Below are 24436 nucleotides of genomic sequence, written 5' to 3' on the forward strand. Positions count from 1 at the left end.
TGACTGATTACCCTACAACGGAGGTCTTCATGGCTTCGTCACACATTACTCTCGTTTCCCATGACGACGGATTTACGTTGTCGTACCAGCAAAGAACGATCCTGCATCACTCCAGGCAAACACCCTGCCTGTGGGCGGGCGCAGGCACAGCGGATATCGAGATGTTCCGCGGCAACTTCAGCATTAAAGACCGGCTCGATGAGAAAATCGCCCTGACGCAGGCGGCCGTCAGCGAGCGCGCTTCTGGCTGGGTGATTCGCTTTACGCGCGGCGAGACGATCGGTGCCACGCTTGAGGTGAGCACTGATGACCACGATCGTCTGGTGCTGAGGCTCAAAAACGACGCCGTCGCGCACAATCGTCTCTGGTTGCGGCTGGCGGCGAAGCCAGCCGATCATATTTACGGCTGCGGCGAGCAGTTCTCTTATTTCGATCTGCGCGGTAAACCGTTCCCGCTGTGGACCAGCGAACAGGGCGTGGGCCGTAATAAACAGAGCCACGTTACCTGGCTTGCCGACTGTAAAGAGAACGCGGGCGGCGACTACTACTGGACCTTCTTTCCGCAGCCAACGTTCGTCAGCACCCAGAAATACTACTGCCACGTCGATAACAGCGGCTATATGAACTTCGATTTCAGCGCGCCGCACTACCATGAGCTGGCGTTCTGGGAAAACCACGCCACGCTGCGCTTCGAATGCGCGCCGACCTACATCGAATTGCTGGAAAAACTCACCGCCCTGCTGGGCCGCCAGCCGGAGCTGCCGGACTGGGTTTACGATGGCGTGACGCTCGGCATTCAGGGCGGCACCGAAGTCTGCCAGCAGAAACTCGACGTGATGCGCCGCGGAGGCGTGAAGGTAAACGGCATCTGGGCGCAGGACTGGTCCGGCATCCGCATGACCTCCTTCGGCAAGCGCGTGATGTGGAACTGGAAATGGAACCGCGATCTTTACCCGCAACTCGATACGCGCATTGCGCAGTGGAAACGCGAAGGCGTGCAGTTCCTCGCTTATATCAACCCGTATGTGGCAAGCGATCGCGACCTGTGCGAAGAAGCGGCGTCGCGTGGTTATCTGACTCAAGATGCCGCAGGCAAGGATTATCACGTCGAGTTTGGCGAGTTCTACGCGGGCGTCGTCGACCTGACCAACCCGGAGGCGTACGCCTGGTATAAAGAGGTCATCAAAAAACAGCTGATTGAACTGGGTTGCGGCGGCTGGATGGCTGATTTTGGTGAATATCTGCCGACCGACACGCACCTGTATAACGAGGTCAGCGCGGAGATTATGCACAACGCCTGGCCTGCGCTGTGGGCGAAGTGCAACTACGAGGCGCTTGAAGAGACCGGAAAACTCGGCGAGGTGCTGTTCTTTATGCGCGCCGGTTATACCGGCAGCCAGAAATATTCCACGATGATGTGGGCAGGCGATCAGAACGTTGACTGGAGCCTCGACGACGGGCTCGCCTCGGTGATCCCCGCCGCGCTGTCTTTGGCGATGTCCGGGCACGGCCTGCACCACAGCGATATCGGCGGATACACCACGCTGTTTGAGATGAAGCGCAGCAAAGAGCTACTGCTACGCTGGTGCGATTTCAGCGCGTTTACGCCGATGATGCGCACGCATGAGGGCAACCGCCCTGGCGATAACTGGCAGTTCGACGGCGACGCGGAAACCATCGCGCATTTTGCCCGCATGACGACAATTTTCACCACGCTCAAACCCTATATCAAACAGGCGGTGGCGCAGAATGCCCGCACCGGCCTGCCGGTGATGCGTCCGCTGTTTTTGCACTATGAGGATGAACCCCGCGCCTACACGCTGAAATATCAGTATCTGTTTGGCCGCGATCTGCTGGTGGCACCGGTGTATGAAGAAGGACGCCAGGACTGGTCGCTGTGGTTGCCTGACGATCGCTGGGTAAACGTCTGGACCGGTGAAACCCACGGCGGCGGCGACATCACCGTGGACGCGCCGCTCGGCAAACCGCCGGTGTTCTACCGCGAGGGCAGCGAATGGCAGTCCCTTTTCGCCACGCTGCGTCAGATAAACCCCATGTAAAAAGGACAAATCATGGGCTTCTTTACCCTTTTGACCCCGGATGGTCTTGTGCTCAGCAACGGCACGGTGATCGCGATTATCGGCATCATGTTTTTATATACCTTCGTTGGGATCTGCGCCGGCTTTGGCGGCGCACTCACCACGATGCCGCTGATAACGCTGCTGTTGCCATTAAAAATGGCAGCGCCCATGTCGGTGATTGTGGGCACTGCTACCGCCCTCTACGCGACCTGGCTTTCGCGTAAGGAGACGCAATGGAAACCGGCGCTGGTGCTGATTGTGTTTTCGTTTGTCGGCGTGCCGGTGGGCCTGTACGCCCTCGCCAGCCTGCCGGATCAGATAATGAAAATCGGGCTCGGCGGCTTTTTGATCCTCTATTCCTTCTACAGCCTGTTTATTCCCAGGCTGCCGGTCTATGACAAAAACTGGCTGGCGATGCCGACCGGCGTTATCGCGGGCGCGTTAGGCTCGGCATTCTCCACCAACGGGCCGCCAGTGGTGGTCTACGGCATGTTGCGAAATCTGGCTCCCGCCGCCTTTCGCGGCACGCTCAACGCTTTTTTCACCGCCAACAACGCCGCCATTATCGGCGGGCTCGCCACCAGCGGGATCTTAACGCTTTCGACCATCAAGCTGGTGCTGTTCTGCATTCCCACCATGGTGCTCGGTTCGTTTGTGGGCCAGTACGTTCATCAACGTATTTCCGTTCGGGTCTTCCGGGTGCTGGTCTTTCTGCTGCTGATAGCTTCCGGGGCGATGCTCATCAAAGGCGCGCTGGGGATTTCCACGCTGAGCGCGCTGGTGCCGCCTTTCGGCGTCCTCGCAGTTTTGCAGCTTCTGTTTGGCAAAAAGGTCGCGGCCATCCGGGCTGCGGATCAGACATAACGCGTCGCCTGTGTGTGCGATGGAGAAAAACAATGTCTCAGACAAATACCGTTCAGAATCAAGACGTAGCCACGCTGCGTTTGCCGTTCAGAGAAAAAGTCGCCTATGGAATGGGCGATCTGGGCTCCAATATCCTGCTGGATATCGGCACGCTGTATCTGCTGAAGTTTTATACCGACGTGCTGGGGCTGCCGGGCACGTATGGCGGCATTATCTTTCTGATTGCCAAGTTTTTTACGGCGTTTACGGACATGGGCACCGGCATCATGCTCGATTCACGCCGCCGGATTGGGCCAAAAGGCAAGTTCCGGCCCTTTGTGCTCTACGCCGCTTTTCCGGTGACGCTGCTCGCTATCGCAAACTTCGTCGGCACGCCGTTTGAGATAACCGGTAAAGCCGTGATGGCGACGGTGCTGTTTATGCTCTACGGGCTGTTCTTCAGCATGATGAATTGCTCGTATGGCGCGATGGTGCCCGCCATTACGAAAAACCCGGATGAGCGCGCGTCGCTTGCCGCATGGCGTCAGGGCGGCGCGACGCTTGGCCTGCTGCTGTGTACCGTCGGTTTTGTGCCGGTGATGAATCTTATCGAAGGCAACCCGCAGCTAAGCTATATCTTCGCCGCCACGCTGTTTTCGCTCTTTGGCCTGCTCTTTATGTGGTGGTGCTATGCGGGAACGCGCGAGCGCTATGTGGAAGCCCCTGCCGCGCGCGCCGCGCATAAGCCTGGGCTGTTGCAGTCGTTTCGCGCCATCGCGGGCAACCGGCCGCTGTTCGTGCTGTGCATCGCCAATCTCTGTACGCTCGGCGCGTTTAACATCAAGCTCGCCATTCAGGTCTATTACACCCAGTACGTGCTGAACGATCCGATTCTGCTGTCGTATATGGGGTTCTTCAGCATGGGCTGCATTTTTATCGGCGTATTCCTGATGCCGGGCGCGGTGCGGCGTTTTGGCAAGAAGAAGGTTTATATCGGCGGGTTGCTGATCTGGGCGGCGGGCGACGTGCTCAATTACGCCTTCGGCAACGGTTCGGTGAGCTTTGTGGCGTTCTCGTGCCTCGCGTTTTTCGGCTCCGCGTTTGTAAACAGCCTGAACTGGGCGCTGGTTTCAGACACGGTCGAGTATGGCGAATGGCGCACCGGCGTGCGCTCAGAGGGCACGGTCTATACCGGCTTCACCTTCTTTCGCAAAGTCTCCCAGGCGCTGGCCGGGTTTTTCCCCGGCATGATGCTGACGCAAATCGGCTATGTGCCGAACGCCGTACAGTCGGCCGCTACGACCGAAGGCCTGCGCGAGCTGATTTTCATCTGGCCGTGCGTGCTGGCGGTAGTGTCGATCGTCGCGATGGGCTTTTTCTACAACCTTAACGAGAAGATGTACGTGCGGATTGTGGATGAGCTGGAAAACCGTAAGCGGGCGTTTTCGCCTGGCGCATAACCATCACGGTGCCCGCGCCTGCGCGGGCCCTCGCTTTGAGGAACGGCTATGACGACATTCACCAGTCAGGACCCGCTGACGCTGCGACTGAGCCTGCGGGAGAAGTTTTCTTACGGCATGGGCGATTTTGGCTCCAATCTGATGCTGTGCATCGGGACGCTCTACCTTCTGAAATTTTATACCGACGAGCTTCACCTGCCGGCCTTTTACGGCGGCGTGATTTTTCTGGTGGCGAAGTTTTTCACGGCGCTGACCGATATGCTCACCGGCGTGCTGGTGGATTCACGGCGAGCGCCTGGCCCACGCGGCAAATTCCGGCCGTTTATTCTTTTCGCATCCTTCCCGGTGGCGCTGGTGGCGACGGCGCAGTTTGTGGCAAACGATCTGCCGCTTGCGATGAAAACCGCGCTCGCCACGGTGCTGTTTATGCTGTTCGGCCTGTTTTACAGCCTGATGAACTGCTCCTATGGCGCGATGGTGCCCGCCATCACTAAAAACCCGCAGGAGCGCGCGCATCTTGCCGCGTGGCGTCAGGGCGGCGCGACGCTCGGGCTGCTGCTCTGCACCGTTGGCTTTATGCCGATTCAGTCGCTGTTCGCCGCGCGCCCGTCGCTGGGCTACCTGACGGCAGCGCTGATTTTCGCCCTCGTCGGGCTTATCAGCATGTTCTTCTGCTACCGCGGCGTGCGCGAGCGCTATGTAGAAGTGGTGCCCGCCGGGCATAAGCCCGGCATGCTGAAATCGTTCTGCGCGATTTTTCAGAACCCGCCGCTACTGGTGCTGTGCATCGCCAATCTCTGCACGCTGGCGGCATTTAATATCAAGCTCGCCATTCAGGTCTACTACACGCAGTACGTGCTAAACGATCTGCATCTGCTGTCGTGGATGGGCTTTTTCAGCATGGGCTGCATTCTGGTGGGCGTGTTTATGGTGCCGGGCGCGGTGAAGCGCTTTGGCAAAAAACAGGTCTATCTCGGCGGGCTGACGCTCTGGGCGCTGGGCGATATTTTCAATTACGTCTGGGGCACGACATCGCTCAGTTTTGTGCTGTTTTCCTGCATGGCGTTTTTCGGCACCGCGTTTGTGAACAGCCTGAACTGGGCGCTGGTGCCGGATATGGTGGATTACGGCGAATGGAAAACCGGCATTCGCGCCGAAGGATCGGTCTATACCGGCTATACCTTCTCCCGCAAGATTTCCGCGGCGCTGGCGGGGTTTCTGCCCGGCATAATGCTCACGGAGATTGGCTATGTGCCGAATGCGCTGCAAACGCCTGCGACGCTTGATGGCCTGCGCCAGCTGATTTTCCTCTGGCCCTGCGGGCTCGCGATAATCGCAGCCGTCACGATGGGGCTGTTTTATAAGCTCAATGAACAGCGCTTCGCCTTTATTATTGAGGAAATCGCCAGGCGGAAGAAATATGTCGCCGCCGCCCCAAAAGTCAGCGCCGACAATAAAGCGCCAGCCGTCACGTTATAACGATAACCATCTTCGCTCCTCCCCTTCTGTTTACAGAAGGGGCGGCCTTTCTGTACCTGTTATAGGGAAATACTATGAAGAGAATCGCAACCGCACTGCTCTGTTTGTCTGTGCCCTGCGCGGCTTTCGCGGGTGCCTATGTCGAAACCCGTGAAGCATATAACACCGCCTCGGAATTGCACGAGGTTATCCTGCGCGCGGGCTATAACTTTGATATGGGTGCCGGTCTGATGGTCACCAACGCCTACAATGTGGGGAAATGGAACGAGATTAAGCACAGCTATAATGAAATCGAAGGCTGGTATCCCTTATTTAAACCAACAGAAAACCTGACGTTCCAGCCCGGCGGGCTGATTAATGACAGTATCGACGGCTCCGGCGGCGCGCTCTATTTAGACACTAATTATAAATTTACGCCCTGGTTTAATCTGACGGTTCGCTATCGTTATAACCACAATAATTACGACACGCCGGATTTTAACGGGAAGATGGATAAAAACGACACGCACGAGTTCGCCAATTACTGGAATTTTAAAGTCACGGATAAACTCGCGTATACGTTTGAGCCGCACTTCTTTCAGCGGGTAAATGATTACCACAGTAAAAACGGCAAAGACCATCACTGGGAAATTACCAACGGCTTTCGTTATAAGCTCGATCAGCACTGGCTGCCCTATGTCGAACTGCAGTGGCTGGACCGCTGGAATGAGTATCACCGTGAACAGTACCGGCTACGTCTCGGGTTACGGTATTCGTTCTGACATAAAAAAAGCCGCTGAAAATTCAGCGGCTTTTTATTCATACCAAGCGACGCGAACGCCTGCCTGGTTTACGGATGCACCGTATTAGTCTTCTTTCGCACCGCGCATGGCACGTTTACGATCGTTTTCCGTCAGGTGACGTTTACGGATACGTACAGACAGCGGAGTCACTTCGACCAGTTCATCGTCATCGATGAATTCCAGCGCCTGCTCCAGCGTCATTTTGATAGGCGGAACCAGAACCGTGGCTTCGTCCGTACCGGACGCACGCATGTTGGTCAGTTTCTTACCGGTCAGGCAGTTTACCGTCAGGTCGTTAGAGCGGCTGTGAATACCGATGATCTGGCCTTCATAGACTTCCGCACCGTGACCCAGGAACAGCTTACCGCGATCCTGCAGACCGAACAGCGCGAACGCGACCGCTTTACCCTGACCGTTAGAGATCAGTACGCCGTTGTTACGCTGGCCCACTTCGCCCGGACGGATATCGTCGTAGTGGCTGAAGGTGGAGTACAGCAGACCCGTACCGGAGGTCATGGTCATGAACTCAGAACGGAAGCCGATCAGGCCACGGCTTGGGATCACGTAGTCGAGACGTACGCGGCCTTTGCCGTCCGGATTCATGTTTTTCAGGTCGCCTTTACGCTCGCCCAGCGCCTGCATCACAGAACCCTGGTGCTGTTCTTCAACGTCCAGCGTCACGTTCTCGAACGGCTCTTGTTTACGTCCATCGATTTCGCGGAAGATAACTTTCGGACGGGAAACCGCCAGTTCGAAACCTTCACGACGCATGTTCTCGATAAGAACAGACAGGTGCAGTTCGCCACGGCCAGACACGCGGAACGCGTCAGCGTCTTCGGTTTCTTCAACGCGCAGCGCCACGTTGTGCACCAGCTCTTTGTTCAGACGGTCAAGGATCTGACGAGAGGTAACGTATTTACCTTCTTTACCGCAGAACGGAGAGGTGTTGACGTTGAAGTACATAGAAACGGTCGGCTCGTCAACGGACAGCGCCGGCAGCGCTTCGACATTCTGCGGATCGCAGATGGTGTCGGAGATGTTCAGCTCGCCAAGACCGGTGATAGCGATGATATCGCCAGCTTCCGCCAGATCGGTATCGATACGCTCCAGGCCCAGATGGCCCAGCACTTTACCGACTTTACCGTTACGGGTTTTGCCTTCGCTATCGATGATAGTGACCTGCTGGTTCGGCTTCACTTTACCGCGTTTGATGCGGCCGATGCCGATGACGCCAACGTAGTTGTTGTAGTCCAGCTGGGAGATCTGCATCTGCAGCGGGCCGTCGAGGTCAACGTCCGGTGCCGGTACATGGTCGACGATCGCCTGGTACAGCGGGGTCATATCTTCCGCCATATCAGAGTGATCCAGACCTGCGATACCGTTCAGCGCGGACGCGTAAACGATAGGGAAGTCCAGCTGCTCGTCGGTCGCGTCGAGGTTCACGAACAGGTCGAACACCTGATCCACAACCCAGTCAGGACGCGCGCCCGGACGGTCAACTTTGTTGATAACCACGATAGGTTTCAGGCCATGGGCAAATGCTTTTTTGGTCACGAAGCGCGTTTGCGGCATGGGGCCGTCAAATGCGTCAACCACCAGCAGCACGGAATCAACCATGGACATTACACGTTCAACTTCACCACCGAAGTCGGCGTGCCCTGGGGTATCAACGATATTGATACGGTAATCATTCCATTTGATCGCGGTGTTTTTCGCGAGGATGGTAATCCCACGCTCTTTCTCCAAATCGTTGGAGTCCATCACGCGCTCTTGAGTTTCAGCACGCTCGTCGAACGTACCGGATTGCTGCAGCAGCTTGTCAACCAGGGTCGTTTTACCATGGTCAACGTGCGCAATGATGGCGATGTTACGCAATTTTTCGATCACAACTTTGCCTCAGGCATTAGAAATAGCGCGTTATTGTACACGTATTAATCGAAGGACTAAACAGGATCACAATCATCTGACGCAAACAAGTATTGTCGCCAGGCTTTGTGATCCTTTTCACGCAGCGGTAAAAGGGCTATTAAACGTAAATTGCACCAACACAGTGCTTGTTTTTTACACACAGGCACTATATTGGTGCAATCTCTCCATCGTGGTGCAGCCCTTTTGCACTATGACGCGCATCATAGCGCCTTTTTGGGGGAATTTGAAAGTTGGCACAGATTTCGCTTTAAAGAATTCAGGGCGGCAACGCCAATTTTAATAAGTACTGAAGACCTCGTTACCACGACGACAATGACAAATCCGGGAGAGTTAAGTATGTCCGCTGAACACGTTCTGACGATGCTGAATGAACATGAAGTGAAGTTTGTGGATCTGCGCTTCACTGATACTAAAGGTAAAGAACAGCACGTCACCATCCCAGCCCACCAGGTGAACGCCGACTTCTTCGAAGAAGGTAAAATGTTCGATGGCTCGTCCATCGGTGGCTGGAAAGGCATCAATGAATCTGACATGGTGCTGATGCCGGACGCCTCCACCGCTGTCATTGACCCGTTCTACGAAGAACCTACTCTGATTATTCGTTGCGACATCCTCGAGCCGGGCACCATGCAGGGCTACGATCGCGACCCGCGCTCCATCGCCAAGCGCGCTGAGGAGTACCTGCGCTCTACCGGCATCGCGGACACCGTCCTGTTCGGGCCGGAACCTGAGTTCTTCCTGTTTGACGACATCCGCTTCGGCAGCACCATTTCTGGCTCCCATGTCGCGATTGACGACATCGAAGGCGCGTGGAACTCCTCCACCAAATACGAAGGCGGCAACAAAGGCCACCGTCCGGGCGTGAAAGGCGGTTACTTCCCGGTTCCGCCGGTTGACTCTTCTCAGGACATCCGTTCTGTGATGTGTCTGACCATGGAAGAGATGGGCCTGGTCGTTGAAGCGCACCACCACGAAGTGGCCACCGCCGGTCAGAACGAAGTGGCAACCCGCTTCAACACCATGACCAAGAAAGCGGACGAAATTCAGATCTACAAATATGTCGTGCATAACGTCGCGCACCGCTTCGGCAAAACCGCAACTTTTATGCCGAAACCGATGTTCGGTGATAACGGCTCCGGTATGCACTGCCATATGTCTCTGTCCAAGAACGGCACCAACCTGTTCTCTGGCGACAAATACGCGGGTCTGTCTGAGCAGGCGCTGTATTACATCGGCGGCGTAATCAAACACGCCAAAGCCATCAACGCCCTGTCTAACCCGACCACCAACTCTTACAAGCGTCTGGTACCAGGCTACGAAGCGCCGGTGATGCTGGCTTACTCCGCGCGTAACCGCTCTGCGTCTATCCGTATCCCGGTGGTTGCGTCTCCGAAAGCGCGTCGTATCGAAGTGCGCTTCCCGGACCCGGCCGCTAACCCGTACCTGTGCTTCGCTGCCCTGCTGATGGCCGGTCTTGACGGCATCAAGAACAAGATCCACCCGGGCGAAGCGATGGACAAAAACCTGTATGACCTGCCGCCGGAAGAAGCGAAAGAGATCCCGCAGGTTGCCGGTTCTCTGGAAGAAGCCCTGCAGGCGCTGGACGCAGACCGCGAGTTCCTGACCGCAGGCGGCGTGTTCACTGACGATGCGATCGATGCTTACATCGCGCTGCGTATGGAAGAGAACGACCGCGTTCGCATGACGCCGCACCCGGTAGAGTTCGAACTCTACTACAGCGTGTAATGATTTATTGATGTTGATAGCCAGCGGATTTCAGGTTGTCGCCACTGCGTGAAATCCGCGAATGTTTTTTTGTTGCCGTGGAAACTTTAGCCCATCTTCGGATGGGCTTTTTTCACCACCCGAAACCGGTTTTAACGCCCTTTTTAGCGTTAAAACGCTATAATGCACTAAAATGGTGCAAACCCTGGGGGACTGCTGAATGGCAACAGGCACGCTGCCCGATGCTGGGCAGATCCTTAACGCATTAATCAATAGCATTTTACTGGTCGACGACGAGCTGGCGGTGCATTACGCCAACCCGGCGGCGCAGCAGTTGCTCGCGCAAAGTTCACGTAAGCTTTACGGCACGCCACTCCCGGAGCTGCTGAGTTATTTTTCCCTGAACATCAGCCTGATGCAGGAGAGCCTGAACGCGGGCCAGGGATTTACCGATAACGAAGTAACGCTGGTGATTGATGGCCGCTCACACATTCTTTCCCTGACGGCGCAACGTCTGCCGGACGGCCTGATCCTGCTTGAGATGGCCCCGATGGATAATCAGCGGCGTTTAAGCCAAGAACAGCTCCAGCATGCCCAGCAAGTCGCCGCGCGCGATCTGGTTCGCGGCCTGGCGCATGAAATCAAAAATCCGCTCGGTGGCCTGCGAGGCGCAGCGCAATTGCTGAGCCGCGCCCTGCCCGACCCGTCGCTGACGGAATACACCAAAGTCATCATTGAACAGGCCGACCGCCTGCGTAACCTGGTGGACCGCCTGTTAGGGCCGCAGCAGCCGGGCATGCACGTCACCGAAAGCATTCATAAAGTGGCCGAGCGCGTGGTGAAGCTGGTCTCCATGGAACTGCCGGAAAACGTTCGGCTTCTGCGCGACTACGATCCGAGCCTGCCGGAATTTACCCACGACCCGGACCAGATAGAACAGGTCTTACTCAATATCGTGCGTAACGCGCTCCAGGCGCTGGGCGAGGACGGCGGCGAGATCACGCTGCGCACCCGCACCGCGTTTCAGTTGACGCTGCACGGCGTGCGCTACCGCCTGGCCGCCCGTATCGACGTGGAAGACAACGGGCCAGGCATTCCGGCACACCTGCAGGATACGCTGTTTTACCCGATGGTCAGCGGCCGCGAGGGCGGCACCGGGCTGGGGCTGTCCATCGCCCGAAATCTTATCGATCAGCATTCGGGAAAAATCGAATTTAACAGTTGGCCAGGCCATACCGAATTCTCGGTCTTCCTGCCTATTCGGAAATAGAGGTGATTATGCAACGAGGGATTGTCTGGATCGTCGATGACGATAGCTCCATTCGCTGGGTGCTTGAGCGCGCGCTCACCGGAGCAGGCTTAAGCTGCACCACCTTTGAAAGCGGTAACGAGGTGCTGGACGCGCTGAGCACTAAAACCCCGGACGTACTGCTGTCGGATATTCGTATGCCGGGCATGGACGGCCTGACGCTGTTAAAGCAGATAAAACAGCGTCATCCGATGCTTCCGGTCATCATTATGACCGCGCATTCCGATCTCGACGCCGCGGTGAGCGCCTATCAGCAGGGCGCGTTTGATTACTTGCCGAAACCGTTTGATATCGATGAGGCGGTGGCGCTGGTCGAGCGTGCTATCAGTCACTATCAGGAGCAACAGCAGCCGCGCAGCGCGCAGGTTTTCGGCCCGACCACCGACATCATCGGCGAAGCGCCGGCGATGCAGGATGTGTTTCGCATTATCGGCCGCCTCTCCCGCTCCTCCATCAGCGTGCTGATTAACGGCGAATCGGGCACCGGTAAAGAGCTGGTGGCGCATGCGCTGCACCGCCACAGCCCGCGCGTCAAAGCGCCGTTTATCGCGCTGAATATGGCGGCCATTCCCAAAGACCTTATCGAATCGGAGCTGTTCGGGCACGAGAAAGGCGCGTTCACCGGCGCAAACCAGATTCGTCAGGGCCGTTTCGAACAGGCTGACGGCGGCACGCTGTTTCTTGATGAAATTGGCGACATGCCGCTGGATGTGCAGACCCGTCTGCTGCGCGTACTGGCCGACGGTCAGTTTTACCGCGTCGGCGGCTATGCGCCAGTAAAAGTGGATGTGCGCATTATCGCGGCGACGCACCAGAACCTGGAGCTGCGCGTTCAGGAAGGAAAATTCCGTGAGGATTTGTTCCACCGCCTGAACGTTATCCGCGTACATCTGCCGCCGCTGCGCGAGCGCCGCGAGGATATCCCGCGTCTGGCGCGCCATTTCCTGCAGGTGGCGGCGCGCGAGCTGGGTGTGGAAGCCAAACAGCTGCACCCGGAGACGGAAGCCGCGCTGACGCGTCTCGCATGGCCCGGCAACGTGCGTCAGCTGGAGAACACCTGCCGCTGGCTCACCGTGATGGCCGCGGGCCAGGAAGTGCTGATTCAGGATCTGCCTGCCGAGCTGTTTGAAACCAGCGTGCCGGACGCGCCGTCGCAGGCGCTGCCGGAGAGCTGGGCGACGCTGCTCGCGCAGTGGGCCGACAGGGCGCTGCGTTCCGGTCATCAAAACCTGCTTTCTGAAGCACAGCCGGAAATGGAGCGCACGCTTTTGACCACGGCGCTGCGGCACACACAGGGACATAAACAGGAGGCCGCACGCCTGCTGGGCTGGGGCCGGAATACCCTGACGCGCAAGCTAAAAGAGCTGGGAATGGAGTAAGCGGCAGCGTTGTGTAAAAAAGCGCTGTCGCCTGCAAATTGCTCTAATTTTATACTTTACTGTCCGCCAGGCTTGAGTATGATCGGGCGCGGTTATGGGGGAGAGTTGTTATGCTGGAATCACTGATCCATATCGCCACGCAAAGCGCAGAGGCGGGCGCCGCGGCGGGCCATACGCCCCAGACGGCGATTGCCGCCCTGCTGTGCGCAGCGCTGGTCAACTTCTTTAGTTAAAAAAAGCGGGCGTTATGCCCGCTTTTTTTATATCACGCGTGAGAACTGTTGCAGCCGCGCTTTGCGGCGCAGATAGACGTCAAAGCACATGCAGACGTTGCGAATCAGCAACCGCCCTTTCGCCGTCACGGTGATACCGCGCGCGTTTACGTCCACCAGCCCGTCTTTCGCCAGCGGCGCCAGCAGTTGCAAATCCTCGGCAAAATAGTCGGCGAAACGGAGCGACCACGCTTTTTCTACCTCAGCGAAATCGAGCCGGAAATTACAGATTAGCGCTTTGATAACGTCGCGGCGGATGCAGTCGTCGCGCGTCAGCTCAAGCCCGCGCCACAGCGCGCTGCCCTGCTCATCCACCGCCTGATAGTAACGCTTAAGCTCTTTCTCGTTCTGCGCGTAGCAGTCGCCGATCATACTAATCGCCGAGACGCCCATGCCGAGCAGATCGGTGTCGCCCTGCGTGGTGTAGCCCTGGAAGTTACGATGCAGCACGCCGTTACGCTGGGCGATAGCCAGCTCGTCATCCGGCTTCGCGAAGTGGTCCATGCCGATGAACTGATAACCCGCGTGGGTCAGCGACTGGATAGTCTGCTGAAGGATATCGAGCTTCTGCTGCGCCGAGGGCAGATCCGCCTCTTTGATTTTGCGCTGCGCGGCAAAGAGCGTTGGCAGATGCGCGTAGTTAAAGACGCTCAGGCGGTCCGGGTTCAGCTCCGCCACGCGCTGCAGCGTAAAGGCGAAGCTTTCCGGCGTCTGCTTCGGCAGGCCGTAGATCAAATCAATATTGGCGGAGGTGAAGCCCACTTCCCGCGCGCGTTTGATGAGCGCAAAGATGAAGTCTTCATCCTGCTCGCGGTTCACCAGACGCTGCACCTCTTTATTGAAATCCTGCACGCCCATGCTGAGACGGCGGAAGCCTTCGGCATGCAGGTGATCCAGCACGTCCAGCTCGATTTCGCGCGGGTCGACTTCAATGGAGATTTCGGCGTCGTCGTTGAACCGGAAATTCGCGCGCAACAGGCCCATCAGGCGGCTGATTTGCGCTTTGCTGAGGTAAGTCGGCGTACCGCCGCCCCAGTGCAGCTGGCTGACGCGACGCCCGGCAAACAGCGGCGCGCGATGGATTATCTCCTGCTCCAGCACATCGAGATACTGGTCGGCTTTATGCTGCTGGCGGGTGACGATTTTATTGCAGCCGCAGAAGTAGCAGAGCTTGTGGCAGAAAGGGATGTGAACGTAGAGCGAAAGCGGCCTGTCGGGATAACGCGCGACCGCGCGCGCGAAGTCCGGCTCGCCAAACGTTTCAGAAAACTCAAGAGCCGTGGGATATGAGGTATAGCGCGGCCCGGAATAGTTATATTTCTGGATGAGGGCCAGATCCCAGTCGATTACCTGCTCAGACATGCTTACTCCTTCCGACGGTTTCGCCGACGCGTTCGGCGAACTGGCCCACCCGGATGGCGGGTGATAAGCCGGCTGCGCAGCCACTTCTGGCGCTGCGACAGCCGGTGTAGTTTAACGAATAACCACACCAGATAACATACTATCGGAAGGAGTATAAGCAGGACGGTCGGCCCCATCGGAAGGGTTAGTTTCCGCCTTTGAGCAGGCGCATCATATCTTCCTGCTGCTCTTCTTCTTCGTCTTCTTCGTCGTCGTAAGAAAGGCCGAGCTGCTGCATCAGCTCATCAATGCGATCGAGACGGGAATCAACCCACGCCTGATCGTCCGCGCTCAGGGTTTCCCCCTCTTCCAGGCGCTCCAGCAGCGCATCCAGGCGCTCGTCGTTCTCCAGCATGTCCAGCTCTTCCTGCGGTGACAACATAGGTTTCTCACTCTTAGGTTGTGGTTGGTGCTTCTGAGGTCGGGTTTCCTGAGCGTCGCTCACTCCAAGCGGAATCGGTTTTTTACTGCCGATGCGCGGATCTTTCTGTGTCGACTGACCGGAGGATTTTCCGGACACGCTGGCCCCCGTGGCGCGGCTACCCGGCGCATGGCCGCGGTGCTTTTTATCGCGCTTGCGATCGCGGGCTTCCTGGTTTAATTCTTCACGCGTTTTACGGCGAGCTTTAGCTTTGGCGGGGCCTTTGCCACGCACAGAGGATGAGGGTTGCTTCATAATTTTTCGTCTTGGGCCGTTTTAAACAGTATAGAATTGCGGCGGAATCTAGCAGAAAGCAAGTAAAGAAAAAAGGCGACAGGTAAACCTGTCGCCTTTTTTCCTGACTTTTTAACCGGTCATCGGTATCCACCGTCCTGGTGCGCTTACAACCCGCCCTGTTTTTCCTTCAGCCGACAACGCTCCGTGTCGTGTTCCTTTATCCTTGTTAACGTCTCCGACGTTGACCGTCCTGGTATGCTGTGTGCTTCGTCGCCCTGACGCTCCAGACCCCTCATCCTGAGTTATTATCCGTTGCGACACTCCGTTGCCCGTGCCCCTTACTTTACCAGCCTGAACGAGGGGCTCAAGGCGCAAACGGCCTTAAAAGTCCATTTTAGGACATTTCTGCAAGGTTAACTGACTGTTTTTACTTAACTAAAATTCAAACACCCGCCTTTCAAGCCGATGATATCTCAATGTAAAACGGGCAGATCTCTTACAGACCTCGCGGGTGTTTTGTAAGCCGCTGGAGAGAACAACAGCCTTTTAGCCCTGTTCAGGTATAATCGCGGCTATTGCTTAAGCTTATCCTGACGGAGACGACCGTTTTGACTCAGTTGAACTATCAACAGACGCATTTTGTGACCAGTGCGCCGGATATTCGCCACCTGCCTTCCGACACGGGCATTGAAGTGGCTTTCGCAGGCCGCTCCAACGCCGGAAAATCCAGCGCGCTCAATACGCTGACCAATCAGAAAAGCCTGGCGCGCACCAGTAAAACGCCGGGACGCACGCAGCTGATTAACCTGTTTGAAGTCGCCGACGGCAAGCGTCTGGTGGATTTGCCTGGCTACGGCTACGCCGAAGTCCCGGAAGAGATGAAGCGCAAATGGCAGCGCGCGCTGGGCGAATACCTGGAAAAACGCCTGTGCCTGAAAGGCCTGGTGGTGCTGATGGACATTCGCCATCCGCTCAAAGATCTCGACCAGCAGATGATCGAGTGGGCCGTGGACAGCGGTATTCCTGTTCTGGTGCTGCTGACCAAAGCCGACAAACTGGCGAGCGGCGCGCGTAAAGCGCAGCTGAATATGGTGCGTGAAGCGGTGATTGCCTTTAATGGCGACGTACAGGTTGAAGCGTTTTCTTCCCTGAAGAAAACCGGCGTGGATAAGCTGCGCATCAAGCTGGACAGCTGGTTTAACGATCTGCCGCCTGCGGCCGAAGACGCCGCCCCGCAAGCGTAATCCTTCCCGGCGCGGGCCTCGCTCGCGCGTCTGACTTTCCGACGCAATAAAAAACGCCCCAGTCATTTCTGACTGGGGCGGCTAAAATATTCAGCCAAATCCGATTACGTGAAGTAAAAGGTCTGAAAGATAGAACATCTTACCTCTGTACCCTACGTCGATAACTCTACCCTTTTTTTATGACGGGAAAAAGCACTTTTTGTAATTTCTTTTCATAGTTTACATAGCAATTTCTAATGACTATCACAAAAATCTATTAGTTATGTTGCTAAGTTACAAAAGCGACTACGCGTGTTTGGGCATCAGTGCGCTTCATCCCAGTTCACACCGCTGCCGACTTCCACCAGCAACGGCACGTCAAGCTGCATGCTGTTCTCCATGAGTTCATGGATTTTCTGCGACACGGCTTCCACGTCATCTTTATGCACTTCAAACACCAGTTCATCGTGCACCTGCATGATCATTTTCACGCGCGGCTGCTCTTTCTGCAGCCAGCCATCGACCGCGATCATGGCGCGCTTGATGATGTCTGCGGCCGTTCCCTGCATCGGGGCATTGATCGCCGCACGCTCAGCGCCTGCACGCCGCGCCGCGTTGCTGGCGTTGATATCCGGCAGATAGAGACGACGCCCGTCCAGCGTTTCGACATAGCCCTGTTCTTTCGCCTGCTTACGGGTGCGCTCCATATATTCCAGCACGCCAGGGTAACGCTCGAAGTAGAGATCCATATACTTCTGCGACTCTTTACGCGGGATATTGAGCTGGCGCGACAGGCCGAACGCGCTCATGCCGTAAATAAGACCGAAGTTAATCGCTTTGGCGCTGCGGCGCTGTTCGTTAGAGACGCTCTCCAGCGGCAGGCCAAATACTTCCGCCGCCGTTGCGCGGTGGATATCTTTGCCTTCCGCAAACGCGCTGAGCAGCCCTTTATCGCGCGACAGATGCGCCATGATGCGCAGCTCAATCTGCGAGTAGTCCGCTGAGACAATGACGTAATCCTCCGGCGCGATAAACGCCTGGCGGATACGGCGGCCTTCGTCGTTACGCACCGGAATGTTTTGCAGGTTCGGATCGGTGGACGACAGACGCCCGGTAGCCGTGACCGCCTGATGATAAGAGGTATGCACGCGGCCGGTTTTCGGGTTAATCATCTGCGGCAGTTTGTCGGTGTAAGTCGATTTCAGCTTCGCAAGGCCGCGGTATTGCAGAATGACTTTCGGCAGCGGGTAGTCGAGCGCCAGCTCTTCCAGCACTTCTTCTGAGGTAGATGGCGCGCCGCCCGGCGTTTTCTTCAGTGGCTTGATGCCCTGCTTTTCAAACAGAATAGTCTGCAGCTGTTTGGTGGAGGAGAGGTTAAACGGCTCGCCCGCGATCTCATGCGCTTTTTGCTCAAGCTCGGTGAGCTTAAGGGCAATCTCCTGCGAGTGCGCGTGCAGCACTGCCGGATCGATTTTCACGCCGTTGCGCTCGATGCGCGACAGCACCGGCACCAGCGGCATCTCAATATGTTCAAAGATATTCAGCGGGCCTTTGTGCTGCTGCAGTTTTGGCCACATCTTCAGGTGCAGCTGGAGCGTCACGTCGGCGTCTTCCGCCGCGTAGCGCCCGGCCTGTTCGAGATCGATCTGGTTAAACGTAAGCTGGTTTTTGCCTTTACCGGCGATCTGCTCAAACGTGATGGTGGTGTGTTTAAGCCAGCGGCTGGAGAGGCTGTCCATATCGTGGCGGCCTGAGACGCTGTCCAGAATGTACGACTCCAGCATGGTATCGAAAGCGATGCCGCGCAGTTCGATGCCGTAATTCTGCAAAATGCCGCGGTCGAATTTCAGGTTCTGGCCCACTTTTACCAGCGATTCGTCTTCCAGCAGCGGTTTCAGTAGCTCCAGCACGCGTTCGCGGGAAAGCTGATCCGGCGCATCGAGGTAATCATGCGCGACCGGGATATACGCCGCAAGGCCTGGCTCGGTGGCGAACGAGATGCCAACGAGGTTGGCCGTCAGGTTATCGAGGCTGTCCGTTTCGGTATCCACAGCCACCACCGGCGCGTTTTTAATGCGCTCGATCCACGCCTGAAGCGTCTCTTCGTCAAGAATAGTGACGTAACGCTCTGACGAGAGCGCTACGGCTTCTTCTTCCGGCTCGGCCTCAACGACAATCGTTTCTGTTGGTTTCGCGGCAGGTTTGCCACGGGAATGGAGCCATTTGCCCGCCTCGACATCGGATGTCCAGCGCTTAAATTCGTACTGCCGGAAGAGCGCCAGCAATTCATCAGCCTGCGGTTGCTGCACCTCCAGACGGTCGTGGCTCAGCTCCAGCTCCACATCGGTTTTAATGGTCGCCAGCTGATAGGAGAGATACGCCACCTCTTTATTCTGCTCAAGCTTCGCCGCCATGGTTTTAGCACCGCGGAAGGAGAGCTCAGCGATTTTCTCCGGGTTGGCGTAGAGCGCGTCCAGACCGCCAAGCCCCTGCAACAGCGCCTGTGCGGTTTTCTCGCCGACGCCCGGCACGCCCGGAATGTTATCAGACGAGTCGCCCATCAGCGCCAGGAAGTCGATGATAAGTTCCGGCGGCACGCCATACTTCGCGCACACTTCTTCCGGCCCCAGCACGGTATTGGTCATGGTGTTGATAAGCGTGACGTCTGGCGTGACGAGCTGCGCCATGTCTTTATCGCCGGTACTGATAAGCACCGCGCGGCCCGCCGCGGCGGCTTCTTTGGCGAGCGTACCGATAACGTCGTCCGCTTCCACGCCGGAGACCGCCAGAAGCGGCAGGCCCATCGCTTTAACCATCGCATGCAGTGGCTCTATTTGCGCACGCAGATCGTCAGGCATGGGCGGGCGGTGGGATTTGTAGTGCTCGAACAGTTCATCACGGAAGGTTTTGCCTTTCGCGTCGAACACCACGGCCGCGTGAGTCGGCTGGTACTGCAGTATCAGGCTGCGCAGCATATTCAGCACGCCATACATCGCGCCGGTGGGCTCGCCGGCACTGTTAGTGAGCGGCGGAAACGCGTGGTACGCCCGATACAGGTAAGAAGAGCCATCGACGAGAATAAGAGGATTTTCTGGGATCTGAACCATAATGTCCGTGCCTGATAATGAAGTTATGGATAAAGGATGCCATAGCCTGGCGCAAAACATGAAACCCAAAGGGCCGATCGCAGGGAAAGTTTTGTCGATCCGCGCGATCGCTCGCAATGCTGGCTGTGGATAACTTTGTGCACAAAAACCTAAGCTATTAATAACGCGAGATAAAAAAGGAGCGAAGCGCTGTAAATAATCAAAAAAATCAGTGGCTTATAAAAACCCTGACGCCGCTAATTATTTTTTAGCGGAAAAGTTTTATTGTGGATATAAAAAATGGCTTTTGCCGTCTGGCTTACGCCACGCTTAAAACCAGGCGGTTATTCATCGCACGTTACGTTTCGGCTCATTACGTCGGAATGTTTTCTGTTAGAATCTGCGCCCTCTGCCGTCACTGGCATTTTATCTAACCGCCTGAAAATTATTATGTCGAGATTACTCGCTGCGCTGACGCTTATGCTCAGCATCGTGCTTACTATTCTGGTGACTATTTTATGCTCCGTGCCGATTATCCTTGCCGGAATAATTAAACTGGTGCTGCCTTTACCGGCGGTATGGCGCACGGTGTCCCGCTTCTGCAATTTTATGATGTATTGCTGGTGCGAAGGGCTGGCATTGCTGCTGCACCTGAATCCGCATCTTAAATGGGAAGTACAGGGGCTCCAGGGGCTAAATAAAAAGAGCTGGTATTTACTTATCTGCAATCACCATAGCTGGGCAGATATTGTGGTGCTGTGCGTATTGTTTCGTAAGCATATTCCGATGAATAAATATTTTCTGAAACAGCAGCTTGCATGGGTGCCTTTTATTGGGCTCGCCTGCTGGGCGCTGGATATGCCGTTTATGCGCCGCTATTCCCGCAGCTATTTGCTGCGTCACCCGGAACAACGCGGTAAAGATGTGGAAACAACGCGTCGTTCGTGTGAAAAGTTTCGCCATCACCCGACAACCATCGTGAATTTCGTCGAAGGCTCTCGGTTTACCGTGGAAAAACAGCGCCAGTTGCGTTCACCGTTCCGGCATTTACTACCGCCGAAAGCGGCGGGCATTGCAATGGCGTTGAATGTGCTGGGAAAACAATTCGATAAGATGCTGAATGTGACGCTCTGCTACCCGGAAAATAACCGCACACCGTTTTACGATATGCTCACAGGAAAGTTAACGCGTATTGTGGTGCAGATCGATTTATTGCCGGTGGAGGCGTCGCTGCACGGTGATTACATTAACGATAAAAACTTTAAACGTGGTTTCCAGCAGTGGCTGAACGGGCTGTGGAGCGAGAAAGACGCCAGGCTTGAGGCCATTTATCAGCAATATAAAAAAGCCGGTCAGTGACCGGCTTTTTCATTTAACGCATTCGATTATTTTTTACCGAGCAGGTAGTTAACGGTATCCGCATATTGCTGGACGAAGACGTCCATATTGCTGGTATCCATGCCCTGCGGGTTCAGCTGATATTTGCCGTTAACGTACATGGCAGGCACGCCCTGCAGGCCAACATCGGCCGCCGCTTTTTCCTGCTGCGCGACGAGCGATTTCACCACGAAGCTGTTCCAGGCAGCGTCATACTCTTCCGGCTTAACGCCCGCGTCGATAAAGACTTTGCGGATGTCAGCGGGTGTCTGTACGGTCTGGGTTTTCTGCACCGCTTCAAACATCGGCGCCGTAATTTTATCTTCGATGCCCATCGCCATCGCAACCGCCCACGCCTGCGTCAGGTCTTTACCCAACGGGCCCAGGAATTCAACGTGGTATTTGGTCATTTTGGTGCCAGCCGGCAGCTTTTTCTTCACGCTGTCAGAAACGTGCAGCACTTCTTCAAACTGGTAGCAGTGCGGGCAGTAGAAGGAGAAGAACTCCATTACCTGCGGCGCGCCGGCAACCGGCTTCTCCAGCGTGTTGTACTGTTTCCCGTCAGAATAATCGGCGGCGGAAACGCTGAATGCCATCACCATACCGGCCAGCGCCAGCCAAATCTTTTTCATCATTTACTCTCTCCTGAATATTACAGATCAATACATTGGCGTTAGTTGTAAAGGAGGCTCATTGAGCGCCCGAATTTGCTCGTTAAAAGTCGCCGTCTGACGGCGCCAGAAATCTTCTTCAGCAAGCCAGGGGAAGTTGCGTGGAAACGCCGGATCTTCCCAGCGGCGAATAAGCCAGGCCAGATAATAGACCTGTCGCATCGCGCGCAGCGGCTCTATCAGCTCAAGCTCTTTGATATTGAATGTAGTGAACTCTTCATAAGCTTCCAGAATGGTTTCCATCTGCATGCGTTGTTCAGCGGTATCGCCGTTCAGCAACATCCAGAGATCCTGAATGGCCGGGCCGTTGCGAGCGTCATCGAGATCGACAAATAGCGGGCCGTCGCGCCAGAGGATATTGCCAGGATGGCAGTCGCCATGCAGACGCAGGGCATCGTAACCCGGCTGCCAGCGGGCGATGACGGCATCCGTAAGCGCATCGGTCGCCTGCAAAAATGCGGTTTTGAGCGAAGCAGGAATAAGCGAGCTGGTCTCGTAGATCGCGCGTGGCTCCAGCAGATATTCATTGATACCGATAGTAGGGCGATGTGAGAAAAGACGCTGCTTGCCGGTCTGATGAATACGGCCAAGATAACGGCCAACCCACTCCATCTGGTCAAGGTTATCCGTTTCATACTGGCGGCCACCGAGACCCGGGAACACGGCGAACATAAAGCCATCGTGCGTTAACAGGGTGTCCCCATGAAGGCGCAACGGCGCGGCAACCGGCACTTCGTCGGTTTCAAGCTCCAGCGCGAAGTGATGTTCTTCACGGATCTGATCGGCGCTCCAGCGGTGAGGGCGGTAGAACTTCACAACAAAACGCTTACGATCTTCATCCTGAAAAAGATAAACGCGGTTTTCAAAGCTATTAAGCGCAGTTAAGCCAGAATCCACACGAATGCCATGTTCAAACAGGGCATCCATGATGGTGTCTGGCTGTAGCGTCTGGAAATTAAAAGCGTTATCTGTCATCCCGATACCCGGAAAACACAAGCAATGCTTCAGGATATCATCTCAAAGCCGCAGCGAGAGCGTCTCTTACAAGCTTTTACTCTTTTATCACGCCGCGGGCGCGCAGCAGGGCCGTTTTGAAGTCTTCTTCATAGTCTTTCTGAATGCCCGGGATCACGGCGTCTTTATCGGCATCACGCATTTTTAACTGATAAATGAGGATATCATCGGTAAGATCGGCCAGTTCACCGGTAAAACCGGATTCAGCAGCCAGCTTTTGCAGGAACTCCAGCAGGTTGAGATCGGGCTCTTTTTCCCAGGCTGGTTGCAGCAGTTCGATAACTTCATTAAGACGTTTGCATTTCATCATGGTCTCCTTTTATCTGGCCGACACGTTAGCAGGGACAAAACCGTATGAAAAGAGGTGATATTCTTGGATAAGCTTAGCGCGATTACCGGCGTGGTGCTGGCGGGCGGCCGGGCGACGCGAATGGGCGGGAAAAATAAAGGGCTGATGACGCTCAATGGCAAAGCGCTGTGGAAGCACGTGGCGGAGCGCCTGGCGGCACAGGTCGCGCACGTTGCGGTAAGCGCTAACCGGGATCTGGAGGCTTATCGCGCCAGCGGTTATCCGGTCATCACGGATACTCTCCCGGATTTTCCGGGGCCGCTCGCGGGAATGCTTTCTGTCATGCAGCAACTTAATAGCGAGTGGTATCTCTTTTGCCCGTGCGACACGCCTCATATCCCTGCCGATCTCGCGCAACGTCTGTGGAACGCGAAAGGCGCAAGACCCGCTGTGTGGGCCAATGATGGCGAGCGCGATCACCCTGCGATTGCATTGATGCATCACTCCCTTAAAGCACCTCTGGCTGATTACCTCGCACGCGGAGAACGCCGCGTGATGGTTTTCTTGCGTGAGGTTAATGGCTGTAGCGTAGCGTTTGCGAATAAAGATGACTTTGCCAATGTGAATACGCTGGCCGAGCTTGAACGCTGGCAGGAGGAATAATGGTTCCGTTACTGGGCATTGCCGCGTGGAGCGGTACGGGAAAAACGACGCTGCTTAAGGCGCTGATTCCGCTGTTGCGTGAGCGAGGCATCCGTACCGGCCTGATTAAACACACTCACCACAATATGGATGTGGATACGCCGGGTAAAGACAGCTATGAACTTCGCAAGGCAGGTGCGGCGCAGACGCTGGTTGCCAGCGCGAAACGCTGGGCGCTAATGACAGAAACACCACAAGAGCACGAGCCAGACCTTCATTATCTGGCGAGCCGGATGGACAGCTCGCAGCTGGATCTGATTCTGGTGGAAGGGTTTAAACACGAGGCGATCGCGAAAATCATGCTGTTCCGGGAGGGTGCCGGGCGGGACGTTGCAGAGTTAATGCCGGACAGCCACGTGATTGCCGTGGCCAGCAATATCCCCCTGCCCGGCGTGGCGCAGACGGTACTGGATATCAACGAGCCCGCGCAGGTGGCGGCGTTTATCGCTGACTGGTTGACAGCGCAGCGAGCACAGGTGTCATTCCGTCGATAAGCGTAAAGGGCGGGGTTCAGGGAAAGGAGGAGAATCTGGCGGGCAGGCAGGCGCATGGCGTCTGGTCGCGCGTAAAAAGCCGGATACGGTAATACCCTAAATCCTGCGATTCTGTATCCATTTCATAAAACAAAAACCCCTCAGCGGTGCTGAGGGGTTCTTTTATTTGATGCCTGGCAGTTCCCTACTCTCGCATGGGGAGGCCCCACACTACCATCGGCGCTACGGCGTTTCACTTCTGAGTTCGGCATGGGGTCAGGTG

The 24436-nt window shown here is 56.0% G+C and carries 21 protein-coding genes and 1 rRNA gene; 13 read left to right on the forward strand and 9 right to left on the reverse strand.

From position 1 onward, the window contains the following. Positions 1-29: 29 nt before the first annotated feature. From ACUW6V_RS12395 to ompL, 5 genes are all read left to right on the forward strand, one after another. Complete coding sequence (locus tag ACUW6V_RS12395; protein WP_105606759.1) at positions 30-2060, forward strand: alpha-glucosidase; 2031 nt, start codon at positions 30-32, stop codon at positions 2058-2060. A gap of 12 nt (positions 2061-2072) precedes the next feature. Next, positions 2073-2945 (forward strand): sulfite exporter TauE/SafE family protein, encoded by an 873-nt coding sequence (locus tag ACUW6V_RS12400; RefSeq protein ID WP_454038418.1) that lies wholly within the window; start codon positions 2073-2075, stop codon positions 2943-2945. Positions 2946-2977: 32 nt separating this feature from the next. Then, positions 2978-4384, forward strand: coding sequence for an MFS transporter (locus tag ACUW6V_RS12405; RefSeq protein ID WP_454038419.1), 1407 nt, complete (start codon positions 2978-2980; stop codon positions 4382-4384). 48 nt (positions 4385-4432) lie between these two features. Beyond that, positions 4433-5863: an MFS transporter gene (locus ACUW6V_RS12410; RefSeq protein WP_454038420.1), complete on the forward strand. Its 1431-nt coding sequence runs from the start codon at positions 4433-4435 to the stop codon at positions 5861-5863. 74 nt (positions 5864-5937) lie between these two features. Continuing rightward, a complete protein-coding gene (gene ompL / locus ACUW6V_RS12415) occupies positions 5938-6624 on the forward strand; it encodes a porin OmpL (RefSeq protein WP_454038421.1) in 687 nt (228 codons plus the stop codon). Positions 6625-6708: 84 nt separating this feature from the next. Here ompL and typA read toward each other — a convergent pair whose 3' ends face one another. Continuing rightward, positions 6709-8532, reverse strand: coding sequence for a ribosome-dependent GTPase TypA (gene typA, locus ACUW6V_RS12420; protein WP_004387692.1), 1824 nt, complete (start codon positions 8530-8532; stop codon positions 6709-6711). 378 nt (positions 8533-8910) lie between these two features. Between typA and glnA the strand changes: the two genes are divergently transcribed. The 4 genes from glnA (at position 8911) to ACUW6V_RS12440 (ending at position 13220) form a co-directional block, all read left to right on the forward strand. Further along, positions 8911-10320 (forward strand): glutamate--ammonia ligase, encoded by a 1410-nt coding sequence (gene glnA, locus ACUW6V_RS12425; RefSeq protein ID WP_004387691.1) that lies wholly within the window; start codon positions 8911-8913, stop codon positions 10318-10320. Positions 10321-10519: 199 nt separating this feature from the next. Continuing rightward, positions 10520-11569, forward strand: coding sequence for a nitrogen regulation protein NR(II) (gene glnL, locus ACUW6V_RS12430; protein WP_007797649.1), 1050 nt, complete (start codon positions 10520-10522; stop codon positions 11567-11569). Between the two features lie 8 nt (positions 11570-11577). Next, positions 11578-12987 (forward strand): nitrogen regulation protein NR(I), encoded by a 1410-nt coding sequence (gene glnG / locus ACUW6V_RS12435; RefSeq protein WP_004387689.1) that lies wholly within the window; start codon positions 11578-11580, stop codon positions 12985-12987. Positions 12988-13097: 110 nt separating this feature from the next. Next, entirely contained in the window at positions 13098-13220 is a 123-nt protein-coding gene (locus tag ACUW6V_RS12440; RefSeq protein WP_004387688.1) for a YshB family small membrane protein, read from the forward strand. A 27-nt stretch (positions 13221-13247) separates the two neighbouring features. Here the strand turns inward: ACUW6V_RS12440 and hemN are convergent, their stop codons facing one another. Beyond that, positions 13248-14621, reverse strand: coding sequence for an oxygen-independent coproporphyrinogen III oxidase (gene hemN / locus ACUW6V_RS12445; RefSeq protein WP_454038422.1), 1374 nt, complete (start codon positions 14619-14621; stop codon positions 13248-13250). A gap of 184 nt (positions 14622-14805) precedes the next feature. Next, positions 14806-15336 (reverse strand): Der GTPase-activating protein YihI, encoded by a 531-nt coding sequence (gene yihI, locus ACUW6V_RS12450; RefSeq protein ID WP_109995609.1) that lies wholly within the window; start codon positions 15334-15336, stop codon positions 14806-14808. A 590-nt stretch (positions 15337-15926) separates the two neighbouring features. Between yihI and yihA the strand changes: the two genes are divergently transcribed. After that, complete coding sequence (gene yihA / locus ACUW6V_RS12455; RefSeq protein ID WP_004387684.1) at positions 15927-16562, forward strand: ribosome biogenesis GTP-binding protein YihA/YsxC; 636 nt, start codon at positions 15927-15929, stop codon at positions 16560-16562. A gap of 90 nt (positions 16563-16652) precedes the next feature. Here the strand turns inward: yihA and ACUW6V_RS12460 are convergent, their stop codons facing one another. After that, complete coding sequence (locus tag ACUW6V_RS12460) at positions 16653-16700, reverse strand: spot 42 RNA, inhibition of DNA synthesis (RefSeq protein ID WP_071892919.1); 48 nt, start codon at positions 16698-16700, stop codon at positions 16653-16655. 164 nt (positions 16701-16864) lie between these two features. Beyond that, positions 16865-19648 (reverse strand): DNA polymerase I, encoded by a 2784-nt coding sequence (polA, locus tag ACUW6V_RS12465; protein WP_454038423.1) that lies wholly within the window; start codon positions 19646-19648, stop codon positions 16865-16867. A 429-nt stretch (positions 19649-20077) separates the two neighbouring features. On the opposite strand from polA, the gene ACUW6V_RS12470 reads away from it, so the two are divergent. Beyond that, positions 20078-20986: an acyltransferase gene (locus ACUW6V_RS12470; RefSeq protein WP_454038424.1), complete on the forward strand. Its 909-nt coding sequence runs from the start codon at positions 20078-20080 to the stop codon at positions 20984-20986. 26 nt (positions 20987-21012) lie between these two features. Here the strand turns inward: ACUW6V_RS12470 and dsbA are convergent, their stop codons facing one another. The 3 genes from dsbA to ACUW6V_RS12485 form a co-directional block, all read right to left on the reverse strand. After that, positions 21013-21636: a thiol:disulfide interchange protein DsbA gene (gene dsbA, locus ACUW6V_RS12475; protein ID WP_004387681.1), complete on the reverse strand. Its 624-nt coding sequence runs from the start codon at positions 21634-21636 to the stop codon at positions 21013-21015. A 27-nt stretch (positions 21637-21663) separates the two neighbouring features. Then, a complete protein-coding gene (locus tag ACUW6V_RS12480; protein ID WP_104658397.1) occupies positions 21664-22650 on the reverse strand; it encodes a serine/threonine protein kinase in 987 nt (328 codons plus the stop codon). A gap of 76 nt (positions 22651-22726) precedes the next feature. Continuing rightward, positions 22727-22996, reverse strand: coding sequence for a YihD family protein (locus ACUW6V_RS12485; RefSeq protein ID WP_004387679.1), 270 nt, complete (start codon positions 22994-22996; stop codon positions 22727-22729). 66 nt (positions 22997-23062) lie between these two features. On the opposite strand from ACUW6V_RS12485, the gene mobA reads away from it, so the two are divergent. Continuing rightward, positions 23063-23641, forward strand: a complete 579-nt coding sequence (gene mobA / locus ACUW6V_RS12490) for a molybdenum cofactor guanylyltransferase MobA (protein WP_104672491.1) — start codon at positions 23063-23065, stop codon at positions 23639-23641. Further along, positions 23641-24174: a molybdopterin-guanine dinucleotide biosynthesis protein MobB gene (gene mobB, locus ACUW6V_RS12495; RefSeq protein ID WP_012126205.1), complete on the forward strand. Its 534-nt coding sequence runs from the start codon at positions 23641-23643 to the stop codon at positions 24172-24174. The genes mobA and mobB overlap by 1 nt, the downstream gene beginning before the upstream one ends. Positions 24175-24345: 171 nt before the next feature. Here mobB and rrf read toward each other — a convergent pair. Then, positions 24346-24436 (reverse strand): 5S ribosomal RNA (rrf, locus tag ACUW6V_RS12500); the annotation flags it as partial.

It is taken from the genome of Cronobacter sp. 153480017-3 (genome assembly GCF_053627815.1).